The following is a 21553-nucleotide window of genomic DNA, read 5'->3' on the forward strand; positions in this document are numbered from 1 at the left end:
CGTCGGCGTGGCCTGCGCGAAACGGTGTGCCACGCGCCACAGTCGGGATAATCTGGCAAAGGTGGTATTCACTCATGCTTCTGGAGCAATCATGCCCACCGACCGGGCCGGCCGCTGGGCCGATATCGAGGTATTCTGCCGCGCTGCCGAACTCGGCCGCTTCGCCGCCGCGGCGGAGGCGCTGGGCCTGCCGCCCTCCTCCGTCAGCCGGGCGATCCAACGGCTGGAGGCGCGGCTCGGCGTGCCGCTGTTCACCCGCACGACACGCCGCGTGGTGCTGACCGAGGATGGCGCGATGTTCTTCCAGGCCGCGCGCGAGGGCCTGCAGCAGGTCGAGGATGCGGAGCATGCGGTCGGCAGCGTCGCCGGCCGGCCCGTCGGGCGCTTCCGCATCGCGGCGCCCACGACCTACGGAACTGCGCGGATCCTGCCGCGCATGCCGGACTTCATGCGGCAGAACCCCGGGCTGGAGCTGGAGATCCACATCACCAACCGGGCCGTGGACATGGTCGAGGAGAATTTCGACCTGGTCATCCGCCTCGGTGTGCAGCCGTCCTCCGCCCTGGTCCAGCGCACGCTGGAGACACTCCCCATCGGGACCTTCGCCGCCCCCTCCTACCTGGCCGAGCGTGGCGTGCCGGAGAGCCTCGACGATCTCGCCCGCCATGCCTGCATCGGCTTCGTCTATCCGGGATCGGGGCAGGTGCTGGATTTCGAGTTCCTCGACGAAGGCCGCCCCCATCGCCGACCGCCGGCGCGCGGGCCGACGATCGTCCACGATCCGCTGGGCATGGTGGCGCTCGGCCTGGCCGGCGGCGGCCTATTCCAGACTGGCCACTACGTGGTGCAGGAGCACCTGGACGCCGGGCGGCTCGTCGAGGTGCTGGCCGCCCATGCCGGCGTGCGGCGGCCGATCGTCGCGCTGTTTCCGGCCAACCGGCGCCTCTCGCCGAAGGTCCGGGCCTTCTTCGGCTTCTTCGCGCGCGACGGACACAGCGGGCCGGCTTCCGCTGACCTTGCCGGCAGGCACAAGGGCGAGGGGGCGTGAGCCGAACCGAGGACCGCTCCCGGGCGAACTCGGCGGTCGCTCCCCGGCTCCACAGCTACCGCGGGAGGGGCGGTAAGCGGCGCCTCGACGGCCAAAGCAGCGCGCCGCGCCGATTGCGCAATCCTGGCGGATCGCTGATGCGCACGCCGCTTCGGACTGGACCTGGCGGCAGACCCTTCGGCACGCGGTCATCCGTCGAGGGAGTGGACGCCATGCTGTTCCACCAACGCGGTCCCCGCGGGCCGCGGCGTGCCGAGGCCGTCTCGCCAGCCCGCCGCGGACTGCTCGCGCTGGGCTGCGCCCGCTGCCTCGGCGCCCTGCCGATCAGCCCTGCGGCCGCCCAGTCGCCCGAGGTCGGCCATCGCCTCGCCCAGGATGCGTCCGGTCTCCTTGCCGCGATGCCGCCGCGGGTCAGCCCGCCGCGGCGCCCGCGGTGAAGCCATCCAGCACGGCCGGCAGCACGCCGCCCGCGCGCAGGTCCTCCGCCTCCTCCCGCGTCTCCAGCCGGCAGCGCAGCGTCGTCTCGACCACCTGCCCGCCCGGCTTGTGGAAGCGCGCCGTGACGCTCCCGCCCGGCCGGATCGCCGCTGGCAGGCCCAGCAGGTCCACCCCCTCGAAGCCATCCAGGCCGAGCGAGGCCGCGCCCTCCCCTGGCTGGAAGACCAGCGGCAGCACGCCGAGCGCCACGAGGTTGGCGCGATGGATGCGTTCGAAGCTCTCCGCGATCACGGCCGCGATGCCGAGGATGCGCGTGCCCTTGGCGGCCCAGTCCCGGGCCGATCCGGCGCCGTAGTTGCGCCCGGCCAGGACCACCATGGGCTGACCCGCGCGGCGCAGCGCCTGGGCGGCGGCGTGGATCGTCATCACCTCGCCACCCGGCGAGAGGCGGGTGAAGCCGCCTTCCCGATCCGGCACCAGCCGGTTGCGCAGGCGCAGATTGGCGAAGGTGCCGCGCGCCATCACCTCATGGTTCACGCGCCGCGCGCTGTAGGATTGCAGGCCGCCCGGTGCTTCGCCCCGCTCGATCAGCCACTGCCCCGCCTCGGAGTCCACGGGGATGCGGGCGACGGGGGAGATGTGGTCCGTCGTCACGTCGTCGCCGAGGGCCGCCAGGATGCGCGCGCCCTTCAGGTCTCCCATCAGCAGCGGCGTCGCCGTCTCCCCGGCTGCGAAGGGTGGCGGCCGGATGAAGTCGCTCGCCGGCTCCCAGGCGAAGCGCTCGCCCGTCGGCGCGTCGATGGCCCGCCACGCCGCCGGCCCCTCGAAGGCGCTGGCGGCGCGGGCCGCGTAGCGCGCCGGCACCAGCACTTCGCGCGCGATGGCCGCCACGGCCGCATCGTCGGGCCAGAGATCGGCCAGCATCACGGGCTGGCCCCCGGCGTACATGCCGATCGGCTCCCGCGTCAGGTCGCGGCGCATCGTGCCGGCCAGGGCATAGGCCACCACCAGCGGCGGGGAAGCCAGGTAGGCGGCGCGGACCAGCGGGTGGATGCGCCCCTCGAAATTGCGGTTGCCCGAGAGCACGGCGGCGACCGTGAGGTCGTGCTGGCGCACCGCCGCCTCGATGTCCGCCGGCAGCGGTCCGGAATTGCCCATGCAGGTCATGCAGCCATGCCCCACCAGCGCGAAGCCGAGCGCCGCCAGGTCTTCCAGCAGCCCGGCCGCGCCCAGCGTATCGCTGACCACCCGGGAGCCCGGCGCGAGGGATGCCTTGATCCAGGGCTTCGGCTGCAGGCCCCGCGCGCGGGCGTTCCGCGCCAGCAGCCCGGCGCGCAGCATGGCCGCCATGTTCGCGGTGTTGGTGCAGCTCGTGATGGCGGCGATGGCGATGTCGCCCTCGCGGATCGGCCCGGAGGCCTCCGTGGCCTTCGCGGAGCGTGGCGGCGGCAGCGATGCCGGGACGGCGCTCAGCGCCAGGCGCTGGTTCGGGCGCGACGGGCCGGCGACGGTCGGTTCGATGGCGCCGAGATCGACGGTGATCGCCTCGTCGAAGCTGCGGCCTTCCGCGTGCCACAGGCCCTGCGCCTTGGCATAGGCCCCCACGAGGGCAACCTGTGCGGCGTCCCGCCCGGTCAGCCGCAGATAGGCGAGAGTCTCGTCGTCCACGGGGAAGAAGCCCATGGTCGCCCCGTATTCGGGCGCCATGTTGGCGACCGTCGCGCGGTCCGGCAGGCTGAGCGAGGCCAGGCCGGGCCCGTGGAACTCCACGAATTTCAGCACCACGCCATGGCGCCGCAGCTGCTCCGTCAGGGCCAAAGCGAGATCTGTCGCGGTGGTGCCGGCCGGCAGCCTTCCCTCCAGCCGCACGCCCACAACCTTCGGCACGCGCAGCGCCACCGGGCGACCGAGCATCGCGGAGAGCGCCTCGATTCCGCCCACGCCCCAACCGAGCACGCCGAGCGCGTTCACCATGGTGCTGTGGCTGTCGGTGCCCAGCATCGTGTCGGGCCGCGCCACGCCGTCCCGCACCGACACCACCGGGGCCAGCACCTCCAGGTTCATCTGGTGGCAGATGCCGTTCCCTGGCGGCACCACGCGCAGCGCCCTGAAGGCGCCCTCCGCCCAGCGCGCGAAGCGGTAGCGCTCCGCATTCCGCGCGAACTCGATGGCCATGTTGGCCTCCAGCGCGCCCGGCGTGCCGTGCTCATCCACCTCCACCGAGTGATCCACGACGAGATCGACGGGGATCAGCGGCTCGACCGCGGTGCCGGCCGGCGCGGAATCGCGCAGCGCGGCGAGGTCCGCCAGCACGGGGATGCCGGAGCTGTCCTGCATCAGGATGCGGCCGGGATGGAACTGCACCGTCGCCTCGCCGTCCCGCCTCGCGATCGCCTCGGCCATGGCGCGATCGCCGTGGCGCAGCGCATCCTCGACCAGCACGATCAGGCTGGCCGGCAGCGCGCGCAGCCCCGCCATCCCGGCGCGCTCCGCAGCGGCCAGGGAGACGAAGCCCGTGCCGTCCGGCAGGCGGTCGAGGAACGGGCTCATGGCGTGGGATGCAGGGGGATGGTCTGGCACGTCAGGCCTCCAGCAACTCTGAACGCTTGGGGTACCGGTTCAGCCTCGGGCTGGACAGGCCCTGGACCGGGCATCCCTTGCAGCGCAGCAGCGCGTTGAACCGCTCCGGGTCGGTGGTGCCGGCCAGCTTGGCCTGGCGGATCTTCGCCTCCCGCTCGGCATGCGCCTTCGCGCGCGGCAGCAGGGCCTCCGCCTCCGCCGCGGGAATGACGATCACGCCATCCGCAACGCAGGGCACGAGGTCGCCGGGCAGCACCGCCATCCCGGCGCAGGCGATGGGCAGATTCACCTCGCCCGGGCCGTCCCTGTTCGGGCCGCGCGGCGTATGGCCGCGGGCGTGGCAGGCGATCCCGCCTTCCGCCCATTCCGCCACCAGGGATAGGACGGCGCTGACGTGTCCAAGGGGCCCCTGGCAGACGCAGGTTCAACAGAAGCCGCCGGCCCGGCCGGACTCCAGTCCGCTTCCGTGTCGACATGGAAAACCCCCGGCGAGCGCCGCGGAGGCGCCCGACGGGGGCGGTCATTCGATAATAGGGGTGACTGAAGGGTGTCCCTGCAGCTCACACGTCCAGGTTGGCCACCTTCAGCGCATTGCCCACGATGAATTCGCGGCGCGGCTCCACCACGTCGCCCATCAGCGTGGAGAAGACCTGCTCCGCATCCTCCACATCCTCGACCCGCACGCGCAGCAGGGTGCGCACGGCGGGGTCGAGCGTGGTCTTCCAGAGCTGGTCGGGGTTCATCTCCCCCAGCCCCTTGAAGCGCTGGATGGTCAGGCCGCGACGGCCCTGGGTCAGCACGCGGTCGAAGGCCAGCAGCGGGCCGTGCTGCGTGGTCTCCGTCGCATCGAAGGCCAGCATGGCCGGCCCCGCCGCATAGTCCCGCGCAAAAACCTCGCGGCGCTCGTCCAGCCAGCGCGCCTCGGCGCTGCGCAGCGCCGCGGGGTCCAGCGCATGGCGTTCCGTCACGCCGCGCACGACGCGGAACAGGTTGAGGCCGGAGGCATCCGCCGTGGCCTTCCAGCCGCGCTCGGAAGGCGGCGCCAGCGCATCCAGCCGCTGCGCCAGCAGCGCCGCGCCGGCCAGCGCCCGGTCCACATCCGGCGTCAGCGCGCCGGCGACGGCCGCCTGCTCGATGATTCCGGCGGGCACCTGCGTGGCCAGCCTGCGGATGCGGGATGCCACCTGGCGCAGCCGCTCCACCTCCTCGTGCAATTCGTCGCCCGCCAGCATGCGCCCATCGGCGAAGCGGATGCGCGCGCCCGACAGCGCCTTCTCGAGCAGGAAATCCTCGAGCGCGCGGTCGTCCTTCAGATAGCGCTCGTCATTGCCGCGCTTGGCGCGATAGAGCGGCGGCTGCGCGATATAGAGGTGCCCACGCTCGATCAGCGACGGCATCTGCCGGAAGAAGAAGGTCAGCAGCAGCGTGCGGATGTGGCTGCCGTCCACGTCGGCGTCCGTCATGATGACGATGCGGTGGTAGCGCAGCTTGTCGGCGGAGAAGCCGCCGCGATCCTCCGGCCCCGTGCCGATGCCGGTGCCGAGCGCCGTGATCAGCGTGCCGATCTCGGCGGAGGACAGCATCTTGTCCATCCGCGCCCGCTCGACATTCAGGATCTTGCCCTTCAGCGGCAGGATGGCCTGGAAGCGCCGGTCGCGACCCTGCTTGGCGGAGCCACCCGCGCTGTCACCCTCGACCAGGAAGATTTCCGATTTCGCCGGGTCCTTCTCCTGGCAATCGGCCAGCTTGCCGGGCAGCGTGGAGATATCGAGCGCGTTCTTGCGGCCGACCTTGTCGCGCGCCAGCTGCGCCGCCTTGCGGGCGGCGGCCGAGAGCACGACCTGCTCCAGCACCAGCTTGGCTTCCTTCGGATGCGTCTCGAACCAGTGGGACAGCGCATCGGCCACCGCCACCTGGACCACCGGCTGCACCTCGGAGGAGACCAGCTTGTCCTTGGTCTGCGAGCTGAACTTCGGGTCCGGTACCTTCACCGAGAGGACGGCCGTGAGGCCCTCGCGCATGTCGTCGCCGATCAGCTCGACCTTCTCCTTCTTGGCGAGGTCCTCGGCATACTTCATCACGATGCGCGTCAGCGCCTGGCGGAAACCGGCCTGGTGGCTGCCGCCGTCGCGCTGCGGGATGTTGTTGGTGTAGCAGAGCGCCACCTCGTGCGGGCTCGAGTTCCACCACATCGCGAGCTCGACGCGGATGCCGTCAGTTTCCTTGCTCACCAGGCTGATCGGCGGCTTGAAGATGGGTTCCTTGCTGCGGTCCAGCCATTCGACGAAGGCGATGAGGCCGCCCTTGAACTCGAAATTGGCTTCCACCGCGGGCACGTGGCGGTCGTCGCGCAGCGAGATCTTCAGGCCCGAATTGAGGAAGGCCAGCTCGCGCAGGCGGCGTTCCAGGATCGGGTATTCGTATTCGGTCTTGGTGAAGGTCGTGGCCGCCGGCTTGAAGGTCACCTGCGTGCCGTGCATGTGCTGCGATTCGCCGACGATGGTCAGCGGCTGCACCGTGTCCCCGTGCTCGAAGCGGATGAAATGTTCCCGCCCGTCGCGCCAGATGCGCACTTCCATCCATTCGGACAGGGCATTGACCACCGCGGCGCCGACGCCGTGCAGGCCGCCCGAGACCTTGTAGGAGTTCTGGTTGAACTTGCCGCCCGCATGCAGGCGGGTCAGCACCACCTCGGCGGCGGAGACGCCTTCCTCGGCATGCATGTCCACGGGAATGCCGCGCCCGTCATCGGTGACGGTGACGCTGCCATCGCCGTTCAGCACCACGTCGCAGCGGCTGGCGAAGCCGGCCTGGGCCTCGTCCACGGCATTGTCGATGATCTCGAAGGCCATGTGGTGCAGGCCGGAGCCGTCATCGGTGTCGCCGATATACATGCCCGGCCGCTTGCGCACGGCCTCGAGCCCCCGCAGCACGGTGATCGAGGCGCTGTCATAGGCATCGGCACCCGGATTCGGGTCATTCGGCGGGTTGGCGCGCGCGGCGGCGTCGGACATGCCGGCAGAGGCTCCTGACTGTGGCTTGAAACCCCCCGGAGGCAGGGATTCGCGCGGGTTACGGCACGGCCTTCTATAGCCGGAAACCGCCGGATTTGCCATGCGGCATCCTTATAGGATGCGGGGCACAGGCTGGGGGAGGCCTCAGCCCGGCACGAGCCCCTGCGGCGTCGCCGCAAAACTCTCGGCCAGCCCCTGCAGGGGGGCGAAAATCTCGGCATCCGTGCCGGTCAGGAAGACCTGCGCCGGCAGCGCGGCCAGGGCGGCATAGAGCGCCTCCCGCCGCGTCGCATCCAGATGCGCCGCCACCTCGTCCAGCAGTAGCAGCGGCGCAAACCCCCGGGCGGCGCCGATCAGCGCGGCATGGGCCAGCACCACGGAGACCAGCAGCGCCTTCTGCTCCCCGGTGGAACACAGCGCCGCCTCCAGCCCCTTCGGCAGGTGCACCAGGTCCATGTCGCTGCGATGCGCGCCCTGGGCGGCGCCGCCGGCCGCGGCATCCCGCCCCCGGCTGGCCGCCAGACCCTCCCGCAGCTGGTCCTCCACGGCCAGCGCCGGGGCCTGGTCCAGCGCAGCGGCAATGGGGCAGAGCAGGTCGAGCCGCGCGGCGGGGAAGGCGCCGGTCGCGGTGCCGGCCGCCAGCAGCAGGTTCAGCCGCTGGCCGAGCGACCGGCGCGCGGCGACGGCGGCCACCGCATGGCGCGCCATGGCATCCTCCAGCGCCGCCAGCCAGCCGGCATCGCGCCGACCCTCCGCCAGCAGCCGGTTGCGCCCGGCCATGGCGGTGTCGTGTGCCGCCACTTCCCGCGCATGGCCGGGATCCAGCGCCCAGACCAGCCGGTCCAGGAAGCGACGCCGGCCGGAGGCCCCTTCCTGGAACAGCCGGTCCATCTGCGGCGTCAGCCAGACCGCGGCGGCGCGGCTGGCGAGCTCCGCCTGGTTCTTTGCGGGCTCCCCATCCACCAGGTATTTGCGGCGGCTGCTTTCACTGGCCTCGCCCACCGTGCCGGTGCCGATCTCGGTGGCCCCTTCCGGCCCCTCGAAGGCGCCGAAGGCGGCCCAGGGCCGCGCTGCCTCACCGGCGCTGCGGCGGCCGATCTCGCCGGCCCGCGCGCCGCGCAGGCCGCGCCCGGGGCCGAGCAGGCTGATCGCCTCCAGCAGATTGGTCTTGCCCACGCCATTCGGGCCTGCAATGGCCACGATGCGGCCGGCGAAACGCTGCTCGAAGCTGGCATAGGACCGGAAGTCGGTGAGCCGGAGGCGCGTGAGGCGCAGCGTGGGGGCGGGGGTCAGAGGCGGGTTTCCCGGCTGGCAGCCTAGAGCATCTTCAAGCCCTGCGGCTTCGCATGGCGACTTGGAAAATGTGTCAGAACAATAAGCTAGAGCTGTTTCAGCGTCTTCGCTTACGGTGAAACGGCTCGAGCCCCCGATTAGGGCGAACGAAGGCGGAACGTCAAGAAGGCCGCCTCGCCAGCGACCGCCGGGCATGGGATGGCATGGGGCATGCGACTGCTCCTCTTCCTCCTGGCCCTGTCCCTGGCCCTGGCCGCCACCGACGCCCGGGCCGAAACCCCACCCCCCGCCTGCCTGTTTCCGCGCGGCGGCATCGCGCTCGACGAGGCCTGCCAGGAGCTGCTGGCCGGCCTTGCGCGGGACTGGCAGGCCCAGCCCGCCGGCGCCGCGCCCGCCATCGCGGTGCGCGGCTTCGCCCAGGACCAGCAGGGCCCGCGGCTGGACGGGCTGCTGAGCCGCCGGCGGGCGGAGGCGGTGGCGGAGGAGCTGCAGCGCCTCGGCGTGGCGCGGGATAGAATCGAGGTCTCCACACCCCCCGCCGAGCAGCGCGACCTGCATAGCCGGATCGACCCCCGTAGCCGGCGTGCGGAGATCCAGCTGCTCGCCAGGCCCTGATGGCCGTCAGGGCTTCCCCCTGGGGGTGCTGCGGGCCGCCCCCGCCATCAACTTCCCGTCGCATGCCAACCCGCCTCGATCCGCCACGTTGAAAGGCCGCAACGACGCTTCCGAGAGGCATGCGATGGCGACGCTCCAGCAGCTCAATCCCCCCCTTCCCATGACCACGCCGCATGGGCCGGGCCTCGCGCATTTCCTGCTCGACTATGGGCCGGAGAGCCACCTGATGTGGGTCGTCTTCCTCGATGCCGATGGCGCCTGCTGGACCGTACCGAATCCCGAGATCCGCATGGCCAACAACTGGTCCCTCGGCCGCCGCCCGAAACCACGGCCCACCGCGGTGGTGCCGCTGACCGGCTGATCGCTACCGACGCAGCGCGGCGGCGCCCGCCAGCAGGCGGCGCAGCGCCGTCAGGCTGGCCAGCAGCGTGATGACCACCAGAAGGCCGGCGACGAGGCCCGGGCCCTGCCAGGCCGCCGGCGCCAGCGCGCACCACAGCGCCAGGGCCGTTACCAGCGCCATCCGGTGCTGCTTGGCCATCGGCCCGCGAAAATCGCTCGGAGCGCCCGCCGCCTTGATGACGGCGCGGATATAGGCCGTGGCCATGGCCGCCAGCGCCGCCGCCAGCCCCCATCCCGGGCTGCCCGCCGCCACGCCCAGCCCCAGCAGCACGGCGGTGTCGGAGACGCGGTCCGGCACCTCGTTCCACAATTCCCCGACCGGGGAGGCGATGCCGCGGCCGATCGCGACCATCCCGTCCAGAAGATTGGCCAGCAGCCGCAGCTGCACCAGCAGCGCGCCGGCGAGCCAGAGCGGCCGTGCCGCCTCCGGCACCCAGGCGGTGCCTGCCAGCGCCAGCCCGGCCAGCAGCCCCGCGACCATGCCCGCCCCCGAGATGCCATTGGCCGAGGCGCCACGCGCCACCAGCCAGCCGGCAACCCGCCCGGTGAGCGCCAGTTCGCGCGCCGCGATCGGCCGGCGGTCGGTCACCGGACCATCGCCACGAGGCCGCTCTGCTCCCGCACCGCGTCGAAGCGCAGGTCGGGGTATTCCTCCTCCGCCCGCTTGCGGCGCCAGTCGGATCCGAACAGCGCGACATATTCGCCGTCATGGTCCGCCGCGGTGTCGCCGCGATTGGTGGTGGCCCATTTCTCGATCGCGGCGCGGTCCCCCTTGGGGGAGGAGATCCAGCGCATGGTCTGCCAGCGCGTCTCGTCGAAGCCCGCCGGCACGCCGTATTCCACCGCCAGGCGGGATTTCAGCACATCCAGCTGCAGCTGCCCGACCACGCCGACCACCGGCGGGGAACCGTCCAGCGGCCGGAAAACCTGCACCACCCCTTCCTCCGCCAGCTGGTCGAGTGCCGTGCGCAGCTTCTTGGCCAGCATCGGGTCGCCGAGCCGCACATGGCGCAGGATCTCGGGTGCGAAGCTGGGGACGCCGCGGAAATTGATGTCCTCGCCCTCGGTCAGCGTGTCGCCGATGCGCAGCGTGCCGTGGTTGGCGATGCCCACCACGTCGCCCGGCCAGGCCTCCTCCGCCACCTGGCGCTCCTTGGCGAAGAAGAAGAGCGGGGCGTTAACCGGCACCTGCTTGCCGGTGCGCACCTGGCGCAGCCGCATGCCCTTGGTCAGCCGCCCGCTGCACAGCCGCACGAAGGCCACGCGGTCCCGGTGGTTCGGGTCCATATTGGCCTGCACCTTGAAGACGAAGCCGGTCAGCTTCTCCTCCGCCGCGGCCACCGGGCGGCGGTCGGCCTCGCGGTTGCCGGGGGGCGGGGCGAAGTCGGCCAGGCCTTCCAGCAGATGGCCCACGCCGAAGTCGCGCAGGGCGGAGCCGAAATAGACCGGCGTCAGGGTCCCCTCCCGGAATCTTGCCAGATCGAACTGCGCGAGGCCCGCCTCCGCCAGCAGGATATCCTCGGAGAGCTGGGTCGCGCGTTCCTCGCCCACCAGCCCGGCAATCTTCGGATCATCCGGCCCGCTGACCGGGATGCCGCTCTCCTCGGTCGCATCCACCGGCATCAGGCGCTTCGCCAGGATGTCGTAGGTCCCCCAAAAAGTGCTGGCGCGGCCGACGGGCCAGGCGACGGGGGCGGCGTCCAGCGCCAGGGTCTGCTGGATCTCGTCGATCAGCGCAAAGGGGTCGAGCGCCTCGCGGTCCATCTTGTTGACGAAGGTGACGATGGGGATGTCCCGCAGCCGGCAGACCTCGAACAGTTTTCGCGTCTGGCTCTCGATACCCTTGGCGGCGTCCAGCACCATCACCGCGGCATCGACGGCCGTGAGCGTCCGGTAGGTGTCCTCCGAAAAATCCTCGTGGCCCGGCGTGTCCAGCAGGTTGAAGACCATGCCGTCGCGCTCGAAGGTCATCACGCTGGTGGCGACCGAGATGCCGCGGTCCTGCTCGATCTTCATCCAGTCGGACCGCGTGCGCCGGGCATTGCCCTTGGCGCGCACGGCACCCGCCAGCTGGATGGCGCCGCCCTTGAGCAGCAGCTTCTCCGTCAGCGTGGTCTTGCCGGCGTCCGGATGGGCGATGATGGCGAAGGTGCGGCGCCGGGCGGCTTCGCGCGCGACGGTATCGAGGGCCGAGGTGTCACTCATGCCGGTGGCTATAGCCGGTCAGGGCGCCCGGGCGAAGGCCAGCCATGTCCAATGCACCCCGTCACGGCCCAGCGTATCCCCCCCCTCCCGCCGGCGCAGCAAGGTCAGGCCCGCGGCCTCGGCCTGGGCGATGACCTCGGCCGGGTCCACCGCATGCATCACCCGGCCCTCCGGCACCGGCCCATGCCGCAGCGACAGCCACAGCCGCCCGCCTGGCGCCAGCAGCCCGGCCAGCACCGGCATGGCCGCCGCACGGTCCGTGGCATCCAGGTGCATCCAGACCGCGGTCAGCAGCACCAGGTCGTAGCTCTGACCCAGGGCCACCACGCCCGACAGCCCCGGCAGACCGTCATCCAGCCAGGCGAGGCGCGGGGAGGGGTGCAGCAAGGCGCCGCCGGCCCGCAATTCCGCCGTCGGCTCCACCGCCAGCACCTGATGGCCCATCCCGGCCAGGGCCGCGGCATCCCGGCCGGTGCCGGCGCCGATATCCAGCACCCGGGCGGGGGCGGGCGGGATCAGGTCCAGGAAGGCGGCGTGCAGCGTGGCGAAGTCGATGCTCTCATACTGCTGCAGCAGGGTCGCAGCTTCCGCCGCATAGCCCTGGGTGCCGGGGCGGGTCATGGGGCCAGCAACCTTTCGGGATCGGGCAGGGCGATATTCGTGCCCTCCGCCACCAGCCGCAGCGGGCCCGGCGGATGTTCGGGCAGGCGCAGGCGAAAACCGCAGCAGCCGCGGGCGAGGCCGGCCGCCTCCGCGCCGGGATGGAACAGCTGCGCCCGGGTGGCGCCGAGCGGCGTCTCGCCGGCCATCAGCCGCAGCGTCACCGGCCGCGTCGCCAGCAGGTCCGTCGCCCAGCCCTGCACGAGCCCGCCCGCCACCCGCTCCACCTGGCCGAGCAGATTCACCGGCGGGCGGAGCGGCAGGGGCGGGCGGGCCAGGAATTCCGCTACCTGGGCGAAATCCGGCCCTGCGCGCACCGCCTCCGCCCAGGGGGGCAGGGCGTCATCGGCGCGGAATTCATAGCGTTCGAAGACCGCATCGCCGGCCCCTTCCGCCAGCGCCGCCTGGCAGCGGCGGAAGGCGGCCAGGGCGGGTTCGAAATCCGGGCCCTCGGCCGCGCAATCCGCTGCCAGCCGGGCGCGGGCCGCGTCATGCAGCGCCTGGTCGATGGCGAAAAGGCCGCGATGCGACTCCGCCTGCCGCCGCGCCGCCGCCCGCAGGGCCGCCTGTTCCGGCGCCAGGCGGGTGACGTTGCGCGCCACATGCACGGGCGGCGCCCAGCCCAGCCGGCGCGCGATCAGCAGCAGGGAGCGATCGAAATCCTCGGCGATGCCGACCGCCGCGACGGCGTGGTGCAGATTGGCCAGCGCCGCTTCCAGCAGCGGCCGCTGGCTGCGCCCGGCGATCTGCCGCGCCTGGTCGTCGCCGCGCCGATGCCGGCTGGTCAGGAAGTCCATCGGCCCCAGCGCGCCGGAGAGGATCTCCTCCCGCTGCGCATGATGCGGATAGCTGAAGGCGTAGAAATATTCCGACAGCGCCCGCTCCACGGGGTCCCGCAGCAGGGTGAAGTAGAGGCAGGGCTCGCGGAGTGCTTCATGCAGGCCGAGATACTGGTGCCCGGTGAAAAGCCGGATGTCGCGCGGCCCGACCCGCGCGCGCAGCTCGCCCAGCACTTCCGCCATCGGGCGTGGATCGCCGGCGCCCAGGTCGAAATACAGCACGTGCCGTGCGCCATATTGCCGCGACAGGACGGTGCGGAGCGTGGAGCCCGCGGTCTTCGGCACATGCAGGAAGACGTGGTGGGCCATCAGGCCCGGCACACCCGCCGCACCGGGCCGGGGGGCAGGAAGGTCGCGGCCAAGCCAGGGTGGCTTTGAGTCCGGGCAGCGGGGCCATTCGGGCCGAGGCGGAAGACCAGATCGGGTTCGTGCATGCCCTGGGCGAGGTCCTTTGTCCGGCGCCAGCTTTATGGGGCGCCGCGCCGCGGCACAAGCTGGCGAGACGCCGAGACCCCTGGCCCGGACCGCCCCGGCCGCGCGAGACTGAGATGCACCCTTCGGAGATGCCCGCATGCCCAGCCGTCGCGCCATCCTGCTGCTGTCCGGACTGGCCCTGGCCCGGCCGGCCACGGCGCAGCCCGCCTGGCCGGCGCGCCCGGTGCGGCTGCTGGTGCCCTTTCCCCCGGGCGGCACCACGGATGTGCTGGCCCGCGCCCTCGCGGCCAAGTGGCAGGAGAGCTGGGGCCAGCAGGTGGTGGTGGACAATCGCGGCGGCGGCGGCGGCGTGATCGGCACCGAGGCCGCCTTCCGCGCGGCGCCGGATGGGCTGACCCTGGTGCTCGGCAACAACCAGACCCATGCCACCAACGGGGCGCTGATCCCGGGCCTGCCCTACGACCCCGCCGGCTTCGCCGCCATCACGCTTGTGGCGCGGGCGCCGCATGCGCTGGTGGTGCCGGCCTCCTCCCCCGCGCGGAGCGTGGCAGACCTGGTGGCGCTGGGGCGGCGGCCTGGGCCGGGGCTGTCCTATGCCTCCTCCTCCGCCGGCTCCTCCTCCCACCTGATGAGCGAGACCTTCGTGCGCCGCAACGGGATGCAGGCGACGCATGTGCCCTATCGCGGCGCGGCGCCGGCGGCGCTGGACCTGGTGGCGGGGACGGTCGACTTCATGATGGCGACCTGGGCCAGCGTCTCCGCGCTTGCCGCCGATGGCCGGATCCGCGCGCTGGGCGTGGGCGGGGCGGCGCGCTTCCCGGACCTTCCGGAGGTGCCGACGCTGCGCGAGCAGGGCTATGACTATATCTCGGGCGATGCCTGGTTCGGCCTTTTCGCCCCGCGCGGCACGCCGGAGCCAGTGCTGCAGGCGGTCTTCGCGGCCACCGAGGTGGCGCTGGCCGATGCCGCGGTGCGCGGCCGGCTGGAGGCGGCGGGTTTCCGGATCGCCACCCTGCCGCCCGCTTCCTTCGGCGCCTTCCACCAGGCGGAGGTCACCCGCTGGGCCGAGCTGGTGCGGGAATCCGGGGTGACCCTGGCCAATTGAGGCGCGAATGGCCGGTTTCCGGCCCGGAAAGATGCCAGGGTTGCATCCCACGCGCAGCGATCCCCCCTTTTCCGGGAGGTCCGCAGGGTCTACATAGCCGCCATGCAGGCACGAAAACTGTTCGACTTCAATGACCGTCGCAACGCGGCGGAAGAGGCCCGGAAGAAGACCGCGGAGAAGTTCCAGGCGCTGAAGTCGCGCCTCGAGGATCCGGAAGTCCAGCGGAAGCTGGCGGAGCAGAAGGCGATCGCCGATGCCCGCGCCGCCCGTATCGCGGAACGCGCCGCCGAGAAGGCCGCGGAAGCCGCGCGCATCGCTGCCGAGAAGGCCGCCGCGGAAGCCGCGGCCGCCGCCGCCCGTCGCGAGGCCGAGCGCCAGGCCGCCGAGGAAGCTCAGCGCGCCCGCATCGCGGAGATTGATGCGCAGAACCGCAGCATGATCCTGGATGCCGAGAAGAAGGCCCGCGCCCTGGCGCTGGCGGCCGAGCAGAAGGCCAAGCGCGACGCCCGCTACGCCGCGCGGAAGCAGCGCACTAAGTAGTCCGCGCGGCACGGCCGGCAGGAACAGCCTTCGGGGGGGAGCTTCCGAAGGCTTTTTTGTGCGCTCAGCCCAGCCGGGCCGCCAGCTCCGGACAGCATTTCGTCATGGCCGCGCTCGGCGGCAGGCCGAGCCTGCGGGACACGGCGAAGGCGCAGGCGAGGTTCGAGGAAACCATCGGCACGCCGATGCGCCCTGCCATCCAGCCCATGGCATCCAGCGTCGGCATGCCGGTGCCCGAGAGCAGCACGGCGCAATCCGCCGGCAGCGACAGCCGGGCCAGGCCATCGGCCACCTCCTCCGGCGACAGTTCATAGGCCATGAACCTGTCGGAGACCTTGAAGCTCTCCGTCAGGTCCAGCCCGGCGCCGCGCCAATAGCGCTCCGCCCGCTCCGTCAGCCAGCCGGGATAGGGCGAGAAGAGAAGCAGCTTTGGGCGGCCCAGCGCCTCCAGCGCCTCCGCGATGGCACGCGCCGCCAGCAGCACGGGGCGGCCCGCCAGCTTGCCCAGCCGGTTCTGCAGCGCCGCATCCTCGGTCGGCGGCTGGGCATAGCTGGGCCCGGTGAGGCCGACGATCACCGCATCCAGCGCCAGGGCGCCGAAATCGCCGAGCGATTCGACGAAGGCCGCCGGATAGGCGGCGTTGCGCTGTTCCAGCGTGGTGCCGGGCATCACCGGCAGGCGGGTGACATGCAGCGCCGCGCGCGGTGCCAGCAGGTTCCGCAGCTCCGGCTCCACCGCCGGATTGGCGGAAGGTGCCAGCAGGCCGATGCGATGGGTCGGCAGATAGTCCGGCTCGGGCCAGCTCATGACGGCATTCCCACCCTGGCGAGATCCAGCATCGAAGCCTCCCGCGCCCAGACCAGCTGTTCGGCGGGGGTGAGGGCGGCCATGCGCGAAACCTCCTCGGCCGGGCTGGCGGCCACGCGGCTGTCGGTGCGCGGCAGCAGCGCCTCGCGCACCACGGCCAGGCGGGAATCGGCCCAGCCCTGCAGCAGCTGCTCCGGCGCGCCGCCCAGCACGCGGGGCAGCGTGGCGGCCAGCGTCATGGCGTCATGGATGCCGGCATTCATGTTCATGCCGCCGCGCGTATTGGTCAGATGCGCCGCATCGCCGGCCAGCAGCACGCGGCCGGCGCGATAGGCCGTGGCCATGGCGCGTGTCACGCCATAGACATCGCGGCCCTCGATCTCCATCCCCGCCGCCTGCGGCAGGAAGCGGGCGATGCGGGCGCGGGCATGGTCCTCCGCCATCGCCTCGGCATCGCTCATCTCCGGTGCAATGCGAAAAATCAGCCGCCAGTTGCGCGGCATGCGCAGCAGGGAGCAGGAGCCCGTTTCGTCGTACAGGTAGCCGAGGCCATCCAGCCCCGGCACTACCTGCCGCAGGTCCAGCGGCGTCAGCAGCCGCAGCACGCGATGCGCATAGGCATTGGTCTCGGCCGGGATGCCGGCCAGGCCGCGCAGCGCGCCGGAGGCCCCGTCGCAGCCCACCGCATAGCGCGCGCGATGCGTGCTGCCATCGGCCGCCCGCAGGGTGACGCCAGCCGCATCCTGCGCCAGCGCCATCACCCCGGCGCCGAAGCGCAGGCAGCCGGCGGGCAGGGCGGCGGCCAGGGCCGGGGTCAGGTCCTGCTGTTCCCGGTGCCAGCGGAAGGGAAAGCCGGTCTCGCCGGCCAGGATGCCGAGGTCGATCGTCGCCGCGGCGCCGCTGTCCACGCGCCGCCACAGGATGCGATCGACCCGCACGCCGCCCGGCAGCAGCGGCGCCAGCACGCCCAGCTCGTGCAGGGCATCCAGCGTCGGCGGGTGGAAGGTGGAGGCGCGGGAGGCGGCGGAGAGCCCCTCCCGCTTCTCCAGCACCCGCACCGCGACGCCGCGTTGTGTCAGCGCCAGGGCCAGCGCCAGGCCGACGGGGCCGGCACCGGCGATGAGCACCTCCGTCTCATCCACCGAACAGGCCCTCCGCCGGCGCATCCCGCAGCAGGGCCGCGATGGCGCGCGCGACACCCGTCTCGCCCAGCGCGGGCGTGGCAAAGCGCGTGAACTTCTGGACCGTCTCGGCCTCCGTCATCGGATGGCCCGGATCACCGGTGACGTGGTGGATGGTTTCGGAGAGGCCATCGATGGTGACCGTCGCGCCGCGCAGGCCGGCGGCCGTCATCCCGGCATCCTCCACCAGCTCCACAGCCGCCTCCAGCGCCCGCAGCGCGGGATCGGCCAGCGCGGCTTCGGTATAGGCGGCCGGGCCGAGGTCGCCCTGCGCCAGCGCGGCCGCCACCGCCCAGCTCAGGCTGAACTGCGCCGAGATGGCCGCGCGCGGCGCGCGATTGCCGGCATAGCGCAGCGCCTCAGCATAGGTTCCTACCATGATCCGCCGCGGCGATGCCGTCAGGCGTGGCCGCAGGGCGAGGGCGGCCGCCGCCGCGTAATGCGCGTGGCGCACGCCGGCGTAAGGCTTCTGGTAGGCTTCCTCGATCAGCCAGGTGCCTGGCGGGGCCACCACCGCCTCCGCCGCATGGCCCAGGGCGATGCGGCGGGCCTCGGCGAAACCTGCCTCGGGCGCATCCATCCCGGCGGCAGCGGCGGCGGCCGTCATCTGGCCGAGCAGGGCGGCATGGGCGGGAAAGCTGTTGCGACCATCCATCCCGGCGGCAATGGGTGCGTAGAGGGAAAAGGGGATCTGGCAGGCGGCGAGCCGCACGGCGCGCGCCACCGCTTCCGCATCCAGCCCCGCCAGCCGCGCCGCGCAGGCGGCGGCGCCCAGGCTGTGCCAGGACCCGTCGACATGCATGCCGGGCTTGATCCGCCAGGCCTCCCCGGCGCGGGCCGCGACCTCATAGCCCAGGGCGAAGGCGGCCAGCGCCAGCGCGGGATCGGCGCCCTGGGCACGCGCCACCAGGGCGAGCGGCGCGACGGGCAGGGCAGGGCGGCCATGGGCGCGCGCCAGCCCCTCATTCGCCTCGTCCCAGCAGGTGGCGGCGGAGAGCACCGCGGCGGCGGCGGCTGGCGCCAGCCGGGCGCCGGCCAGCGCCACCTCGCCCGTGAATCCCGCCTGCATCGCCTGGGCGAAGGCCGCGACGCGCGGATGGCCAAGGCCCGCCAGGGCGCAGCCCAGGCTGTCCAGCAACAGCAGCCGCGCCTTGGCGGCTGCCGGCCCCTCCGGCCCGCCGAAGGCGGCCGGGATGACGGCGAAGAGGCTCAATCCGCGCGCGCGCCGGAGCGCGCCACCGCCTCACGCCAGACGCGGCGTTCGCGGGCCATCACCTGGGCAAGGGCGACCCGGCCCTGCGGCATGGCATCGGCCTGGCGCTGTTCCAGCAGCGCCGCCCATTCCGGGCTTTCCAGCACGCGGCGGAAGCCGGCCTCCAGCGCATCCAGCACCGGCTCGTCCAGCTTCGACTGGGCGAAGATGCCGTACCAGGGGCTGGCATCGAAGCCGGGCACCGTCTCCGCCACCGCCGGCACCTCGGGCATCGCGCGGAAGCGGGTGCCGGAGGTGACCGCGATGGCGCGCAGCGCGCCGCCCGGGCCCACCTGCGGGGCGGAGGTGGCGAGGCCATCGAAGGCGAAGGGAATGGTGCCGGCGACCATATCGGTCAGCAGCGGGGCGCTGCCGCGATAGGGCACATGCGTCATCTCCAGCCCCGCCACCGCGCGCAGCAATTCCATGGACAGATGGGTGAAGGAGCCGACGCCGTTGGAGCCATAGGGCATGCCGCCCGGCGTCGCCCGCACCGCCGCGACCAGTTGCTGCAGGTTGGTCACGTTGGGCAGGGCCCGCGGCGAGACCACCAGCAGGTTGGGCTGCTGCGCGAGCATGGCGAGGGGGACGAAATCCTCGTCCGGGTCATAGGGCAGGCGGGCGAAGAGCGCCTTGTTGATGGCGATGATGCCCTGGGTCGCGACCAGCAGCGTATGGCCATCCGGCGTGGCGCGCGCCACCGCCTCCGCCGCCAGGTTGCCGCCGGCGCCGGCGCGGTTTTCCACCACCACGGGCTGCCCGAAGACCGGGCTCAGCCGGTCCGCCACGGCGCGCGCCAGGATATCCGTCAGCCCGCCGGGGGCGAAGGGCAGGATCAGGCGGATGGGGCGGGAGGGGCGCCAGGCATCCTGTCCCCGCGCGGCGAAGGGGGCGGCGAGGCCGGCCCCCAGGACAAGGCGGCGGGTGACGAGCGGCATGGGCAGGACTCCGTGATTCATCCTGACAAATGCACCCGCGAGGCGCCGCCCGTCCAGAGTGGGTCGCCCCGGTTTGGCCCCGTCAGCGGCCCTTGAACTGCGGCGGCCGCTTTTCCATGAAAGCGCGGCGGCCTTCGACATAATCCTCGCTGGCGAAGCAGGCCTTGACCATGGCGTCGCAGGCGGCCTCGTCGGCCTCGCCCCGATCCTTCAGCGCCTGGCCGATGATGAACTTGGCGCTGCCCACCGTCAGCGGCGCATTGCCGGCGATGGTCTTGGCGTAGTCCGTCACGAAGGATTCGAGCTGGTCGTTCGGCACCACGCGGTTCACCAGGCCCATGATGCGCGCCTCCTCAGAGGACCACTTCTTCGCGGTGAAGAAGATCTCCTTGGCGAAGGAGGGGCCGACCAGATCCACCAGCTTGCGCAGCCCATGCAGCGGATAGCCCAGGCCCAGCTTGGCCGCCGGCACGCCGAAGCTCGCCGTCTCGCCGCAGATGCGCATGTCGCAGCAGACGGCGAGCGCGGTGCCGCCGCCGATGCAATGGCCCTGGATCATGGCGATGGTGGGCTTCGGGCAGTCATAGACGGCGTCATAGGCGCGCGCCGTCTGCGCCTGGTAGGCGGCGACCGCGGCCTCCCCGCTGCGCTCGCTCTCGAACTTCGAGATATCGGCGCCGGAGACGAAGGCGCGGCCGCCGGCGCCGGTCAGGACCACCACGCGCACCGCCGGATCGGCGGTGAAGTCCGCCATGATCCGCTCCAGCGCCTCCCACATCTCCATGGAGACGGCGTTGTGCCGCTCGGGGTTGTTGAAGGTCACCCAGCCGATGCCGTCCGCCTTGCGGGCCAGCATCTTCTCCGAACCCGTCACCATCATGCCGTCCATCGTCGCGTCTCCCTCAAACCACCTGGCGCCTGTGCAGATCGGCGATGGTCGCCGCGTCCAGGCCGAGCTCCGCCAGCACCGCATCCGTGTGCTCGCCGATCTCCGGCGGATGCGAGACGATCCGCGAGGGCGTTCGGGACAGGCCGATCGGCTGGCCGACATAGGCCACGTTGCGGTCGCCGCCGTTCAGCGTCTGGGCGATGCCGAGATGCTGCACCTGCTCGTCCGCAAAGACCTCGTCGACCTTGTTGATCGGCCCGCAGGGCACGCCGAGGTCGTTCAGCGACTTCACCCAATGCGCGGTGGTGTTGGTGCGCGTCACCTCCTCGATCATCGCATTCAGCGTGTCGCGATTCTCGCTGCGCAGGGCGCCGCTGTTGAAGCGCGGATCGGTCTTCCACTCCGGCTTGCCCAGGCCATCGGCGCAGCGTTCCCAGATGCGCTGGCCGGAGGCCGCGATGTTCATGTAGCCGTCGCTGGTCTGGAAGACGCCGGTGGGGATGCTGGTCGGGTGGTTGTTGCCGGCCTGCTTCGGCACCTGGCCCTCCATCAGCCAGCGGCTGGCCTGGAAGTCCAGCATGAAGATCTGCGCCTGCAGCAGGCTGGTCTGTACCCACTGCCCCTTGCCCGAGACCTCACGCTCCAGCAGGGCGATGAAGATGCCCTGGGCGGCGAAGAGGCCGGCACAGAGATCGGCGATCGGGATGCCGACGCGCACCGGGCCCTGGCCCGGCAGGCCGGTGATGGACATCAGCCCGCCCATGCCCTGGGCGATCTGGTCGAAGCCGGGGCGGCCAGCATAGGGCCCGTCCTGGCCGAAGCCGGAGATGGAGGCGTAGACCAGCCGGGGATTCACCGCCGACAGCGCCTCGTAGTCGATGCCCAGCCGCGTCTTCACATCGGGGCGGAAATTCTCCACCACGACGTCGGCCTTCTCGGCCAGCTTCTTGAGAAGGGCGACGCCGTCCTTGTCCTTCAGGTTCAGCGTCATGCCGCGCTTGTTGCGGTGCAGGTTCTGGAAGTCCGAGCCCTGGCGCGGGCCGCCCATCGGGTCGCCCTGGTCGAGGCCTTCCGGCATCTCGATCTTGATGACATTGGCGCCCCAGTCGGCCAGCTGCCGCACGCAGGTGGGGCCGGATCGCACGCGGGTCAGGTCGAGGACCGTGAAGCGGGACAGGGCGGTCGATGCCCGCGGCATCCCGGCGTCGGCTTGCGGCATGGTTTTCTCCTTCTCCGGTGGATGGTCTAGCACCACCCCACCCCCTGGCAAACTGTTGACAGACTGCACTTCCACCCGCCAGGGTCAACCGC

At 72.0% G+C, this 21553-nt stretch carries 19 protein-coding genes; 5 read left to right on the forward strand and 14 right to left on the reverse strand.

Annotated elements, in window-relative coordinates:
• Nucleotides 1–91 precede the first annotated feature (91 nt).
• Nucleotides 92–1048, forward strand: a complete 957-nt coding sequence (locus ACTIF1_RS20580; protein WP_439598336.1) for a LysR family transcriptional regulator — start codon at nt 92–94, stop codon at nt 1046–1048.
• Between the two features lie 411 nt (nt 1049–1459).
• Here the strand turns inward: ACTIF1_RS20580 and acnA are convergent, their stop codons facing one another.
• The 4 genes from acnA to recF form a co-directional block, all read right to left on the reverse strand.
• Nucleotides 1460–4036: an aconitate hydratase AcnA gene (acnA, locus tag ACTIF1_RS20585; RefSeq protein ID WP_439598337.1), complete on the reverse strand. Its 2577-nt coding sequence runs from the start codon at nt 4034–4036 to the stop codon at nt 1460–1462.
• A 31-nt stretch (nt 4037–4067) separates the two neighbouring features.
• On the reverse strand, nt 4068–4439 hold the full coding sequence (locus ACTIF1_RS20590; RefSeq protein WP_439598338.1) for a hypothetical protein: 372 nt from the start codon (nt 4437–4439) through the stop codon (nt 4068–4070).
• 187 nt (nt 4440–4626) lie between these two features.
• A complete protein-coding gene (gene gyrB, locus ACTIF1_RS20595) occupies nt 4627–7080 on the reverse strand; it encodes a DNA topoisomerase (ATP-hydrolyzing) subunit B (RefSeq protein ID WP_439598339.1) in 2454 nt (817 codons plus the stop codon).
• A gap of 144 nt (nt 7081–7224) precedes the next feature.
• Nucleotides 7225–8373, reverse strand: a complete 1149-nt coding sequence (gene recF / locus ACTIF1_RS20600; protein WP_439598367.1) for a DNA replication/repair protein RecF — start codon at nt 8371–8373, stop codon at nt 7225–7227.
• A gap of 210 nt (nt 8374–8583) precedes the next feature.
• On the opposite strand from recF, the gene ACTIF1_RS20605 reads away from it, so the two are divergent.
• Both ACTIF1_RS20605 and ACTIF1_RS20610 read left to right on the forward strand, forming a co-directional pair.
• Nucleotides 8584–8988: an OmpA family protein gene (locus tag ACTIF1_RS20605; protein WP_439598340.1), complete on the forward strand. Its 405-nt coding sequence runs from the start codon at nt 8584–8586 to the stop codon at nt 8986–8988.
• Nucleotides 8989–9148: 160 nt separating this feature from the next.
• The gene (locus tag ACTIF1_RS20610) at nt 9149–9349 is read left to right on the forward strand and encodes a hypothetical protein (protein WP_439598341.1); all 201 of its coding nucleotides are present in this window, start codon (nt 9149–9151) and stop codon (nt 9347–9349) included.
• 3 nt (nt 9350–9352) lie between these two features.
• Here the strand turns inward: ACTIF1_RS20610 and ACTIF1_RS20615 are convergent, their stop codons facing one another.
• From ACTIF1_RS20615 to ACTIF1_RS20630, 4 genes are read right to left on the reverse strand one after another with little or no spacing between them, the layout of a single operon-like run.
• Entirely contained in the window at nt 9353–9979 is a 627-nt protein-coding gene (locus ACTIF1_RS20615) for a CDP-alcohol phosphatidyltransferase family protein (RefSeq protein WP_439598342.1), read from the reverse strand.
• Nucleotides 9976–11595, reverse strand: coding sequence for a peptide chain release factor 3 (locus ACTIF1_RS20620; RefSeq protein ID WP_439598343.1), 1620 nt, complete (start codon nt 11593–11595; stop codon nt 9976–9978). Before ACTIF1_RS20620 ends, ACTIF1_RS20615 begins: the two co-directional genes overlap by 4 nt.
• Before the next feature lie 18 nt (nt 11596–11613).
• Nucleotides 11614–12216, reverse strand: coding sequence for a class I SAM-dependent methyltransferase (locus tag ACTIF1_RS20625; protein ID WP_439598344.1), 603 nt, complete (start codon nt 12214–12216; stop codon nt 11614–11616).
• Nucleotides 12213–13403 carry a sulfotransferase family 2 domain-containing protein gene (locus ACTIF1_RS20630; protein ID WP_439598345.1) on the reverse strand — a complete coding sequence of 397 codons (1191 nt, stop codon included), beginning with the start codon at nt 13401–13403 and terminating at the stop codon, nt 12213–12215. The genes ACTIF1_RS20625 and ACTIF1_RS20630 overlap by 4 nt, the downstream gene beginning before the upstream one ends.
• A gap of 262 nt (nt 13404–13665) precedes the next feature.
• Here ACTIF1_RS20630 and ACTIF1_RS20635 point away from each other — a divergent pair, with 262 nt between their 5' ends.
• Nucleotides 13666–14634, forward strand: a complete 969-nt coding sequence (locus ACTIF1_RS20635) for a Bug family tripartite tricarboxylate transporter substrate binding protein (protein ID WP_439598346.1) — start codon at nt 13666–13668, stop codon at nt 14632–14634.
• Nucleotides 14635–14736: 102 nt separating this feature from the next.
• Nucleotides 14737–15174, forward strand: coding sequence for a DUF6481 family protein (locus ACTIF1_RS20640; RefSeq protein WP_439598347.1), 438 nt, complete (start codon nt 14737–14739; stop codon nt 15172–15174).
• Nucleotides 15175–15238: 64 nt separating this feature from the next.
• Here ACTIF1_RS20640 and ACTIF1_RS20645 read toward each other — a convergent pair whose 3' ends face one another.
• From ACTIF1_RS20645 to ACTIF1_RS20670, 6 genes are all read right to left on the reverse strand, one after another.
• Entirely contained in the window at nt 15239–15982 is a 744-nt protein-coding gene (locus ACTIF1_RS20645) for a maleate cis-trans isomerase family protein (RefSeq protein ID WP_439598348.1), read from the reverse strand.
• Nucleotides 15979–17124 carry an FAD-dependent oxidoreductase gene (locus ACTIF1_RS20650; RefSeq protein WP_439598349.1) on the reverse strand — a complete coding sequence of 382 codons (1146 nt, stop codon included), beginning with the start codon at nt 17122–17124 and terminating at the stop codon, nt 15979–15981. Before ACTIF1_RS20650 ends, ACTIF1_RS20645 begins: the two co-directional genes overlap by 4 nt.
• Entirely contained in the window at nt 17117–18376 is a 1260-nt protein-coding gene (locus ACTIF1_RS20655) for an MmgE/PrpD family protein (protein WP_439598350.1), read from the reverse strand. The genes ACTIF1_RS20650 and ACTIF1_RS20655 overlap by 8 nt, the downstream gene beginning before the upstream one ends.
• On the reverse strand, nt 18373–19353 hold the full coding sequence (locus tag ACTIF1_RS20660; RefSeq protein WP_439598351.1) for a Bug family tripartite tricarboxylate transporter substrate binding protein: 981 nt from the start codon (nt 19351–19353) through the stop codon (nt 18373–18375). The genes ACTIF1_RS20655 and ACTIF1_RS20660 overlap by 4 nt, the downstream gene beginning before the upstream one ends.
• An 82-nt stretch (nt 19354–19435) precedes the next feature.
• A complete protein-coding gene (locus ACTIF1_RS20665; RefSeq protein ID WP_439598352.1) occupies nt 19436–20242 on the reverse strand; it encodes an enoyl-CoA hydratase in 807 nt (268 codons plus the stop codon).
• A 13-nt stretch (nt 20243–20255) separates the two neighbouring features.
• The gene (locus ACTIF1_RS20670) at nt 20256–21461 is read right to left on the reverse strand and encodes a CaiB/BaiF CoA transferase family protein (protein ID WP_439598353.1); all 1206 of its coding nucleotides are present in this window, start codon (nt 21459–21461) and stop codon (nt 20256–20258) included.
• Nucleotides 21462–21553 lie beyond the last annotated feature (92 nt).

Source organism: Falsiroseomonas sp., assembly GCF_051860665.1.
Classification (GTDB): Bacteria; Pseudomonadota; Alphaproteobacteria; order Acetobacterales; family Acetobacteraceae; genus Falsiroseomonas.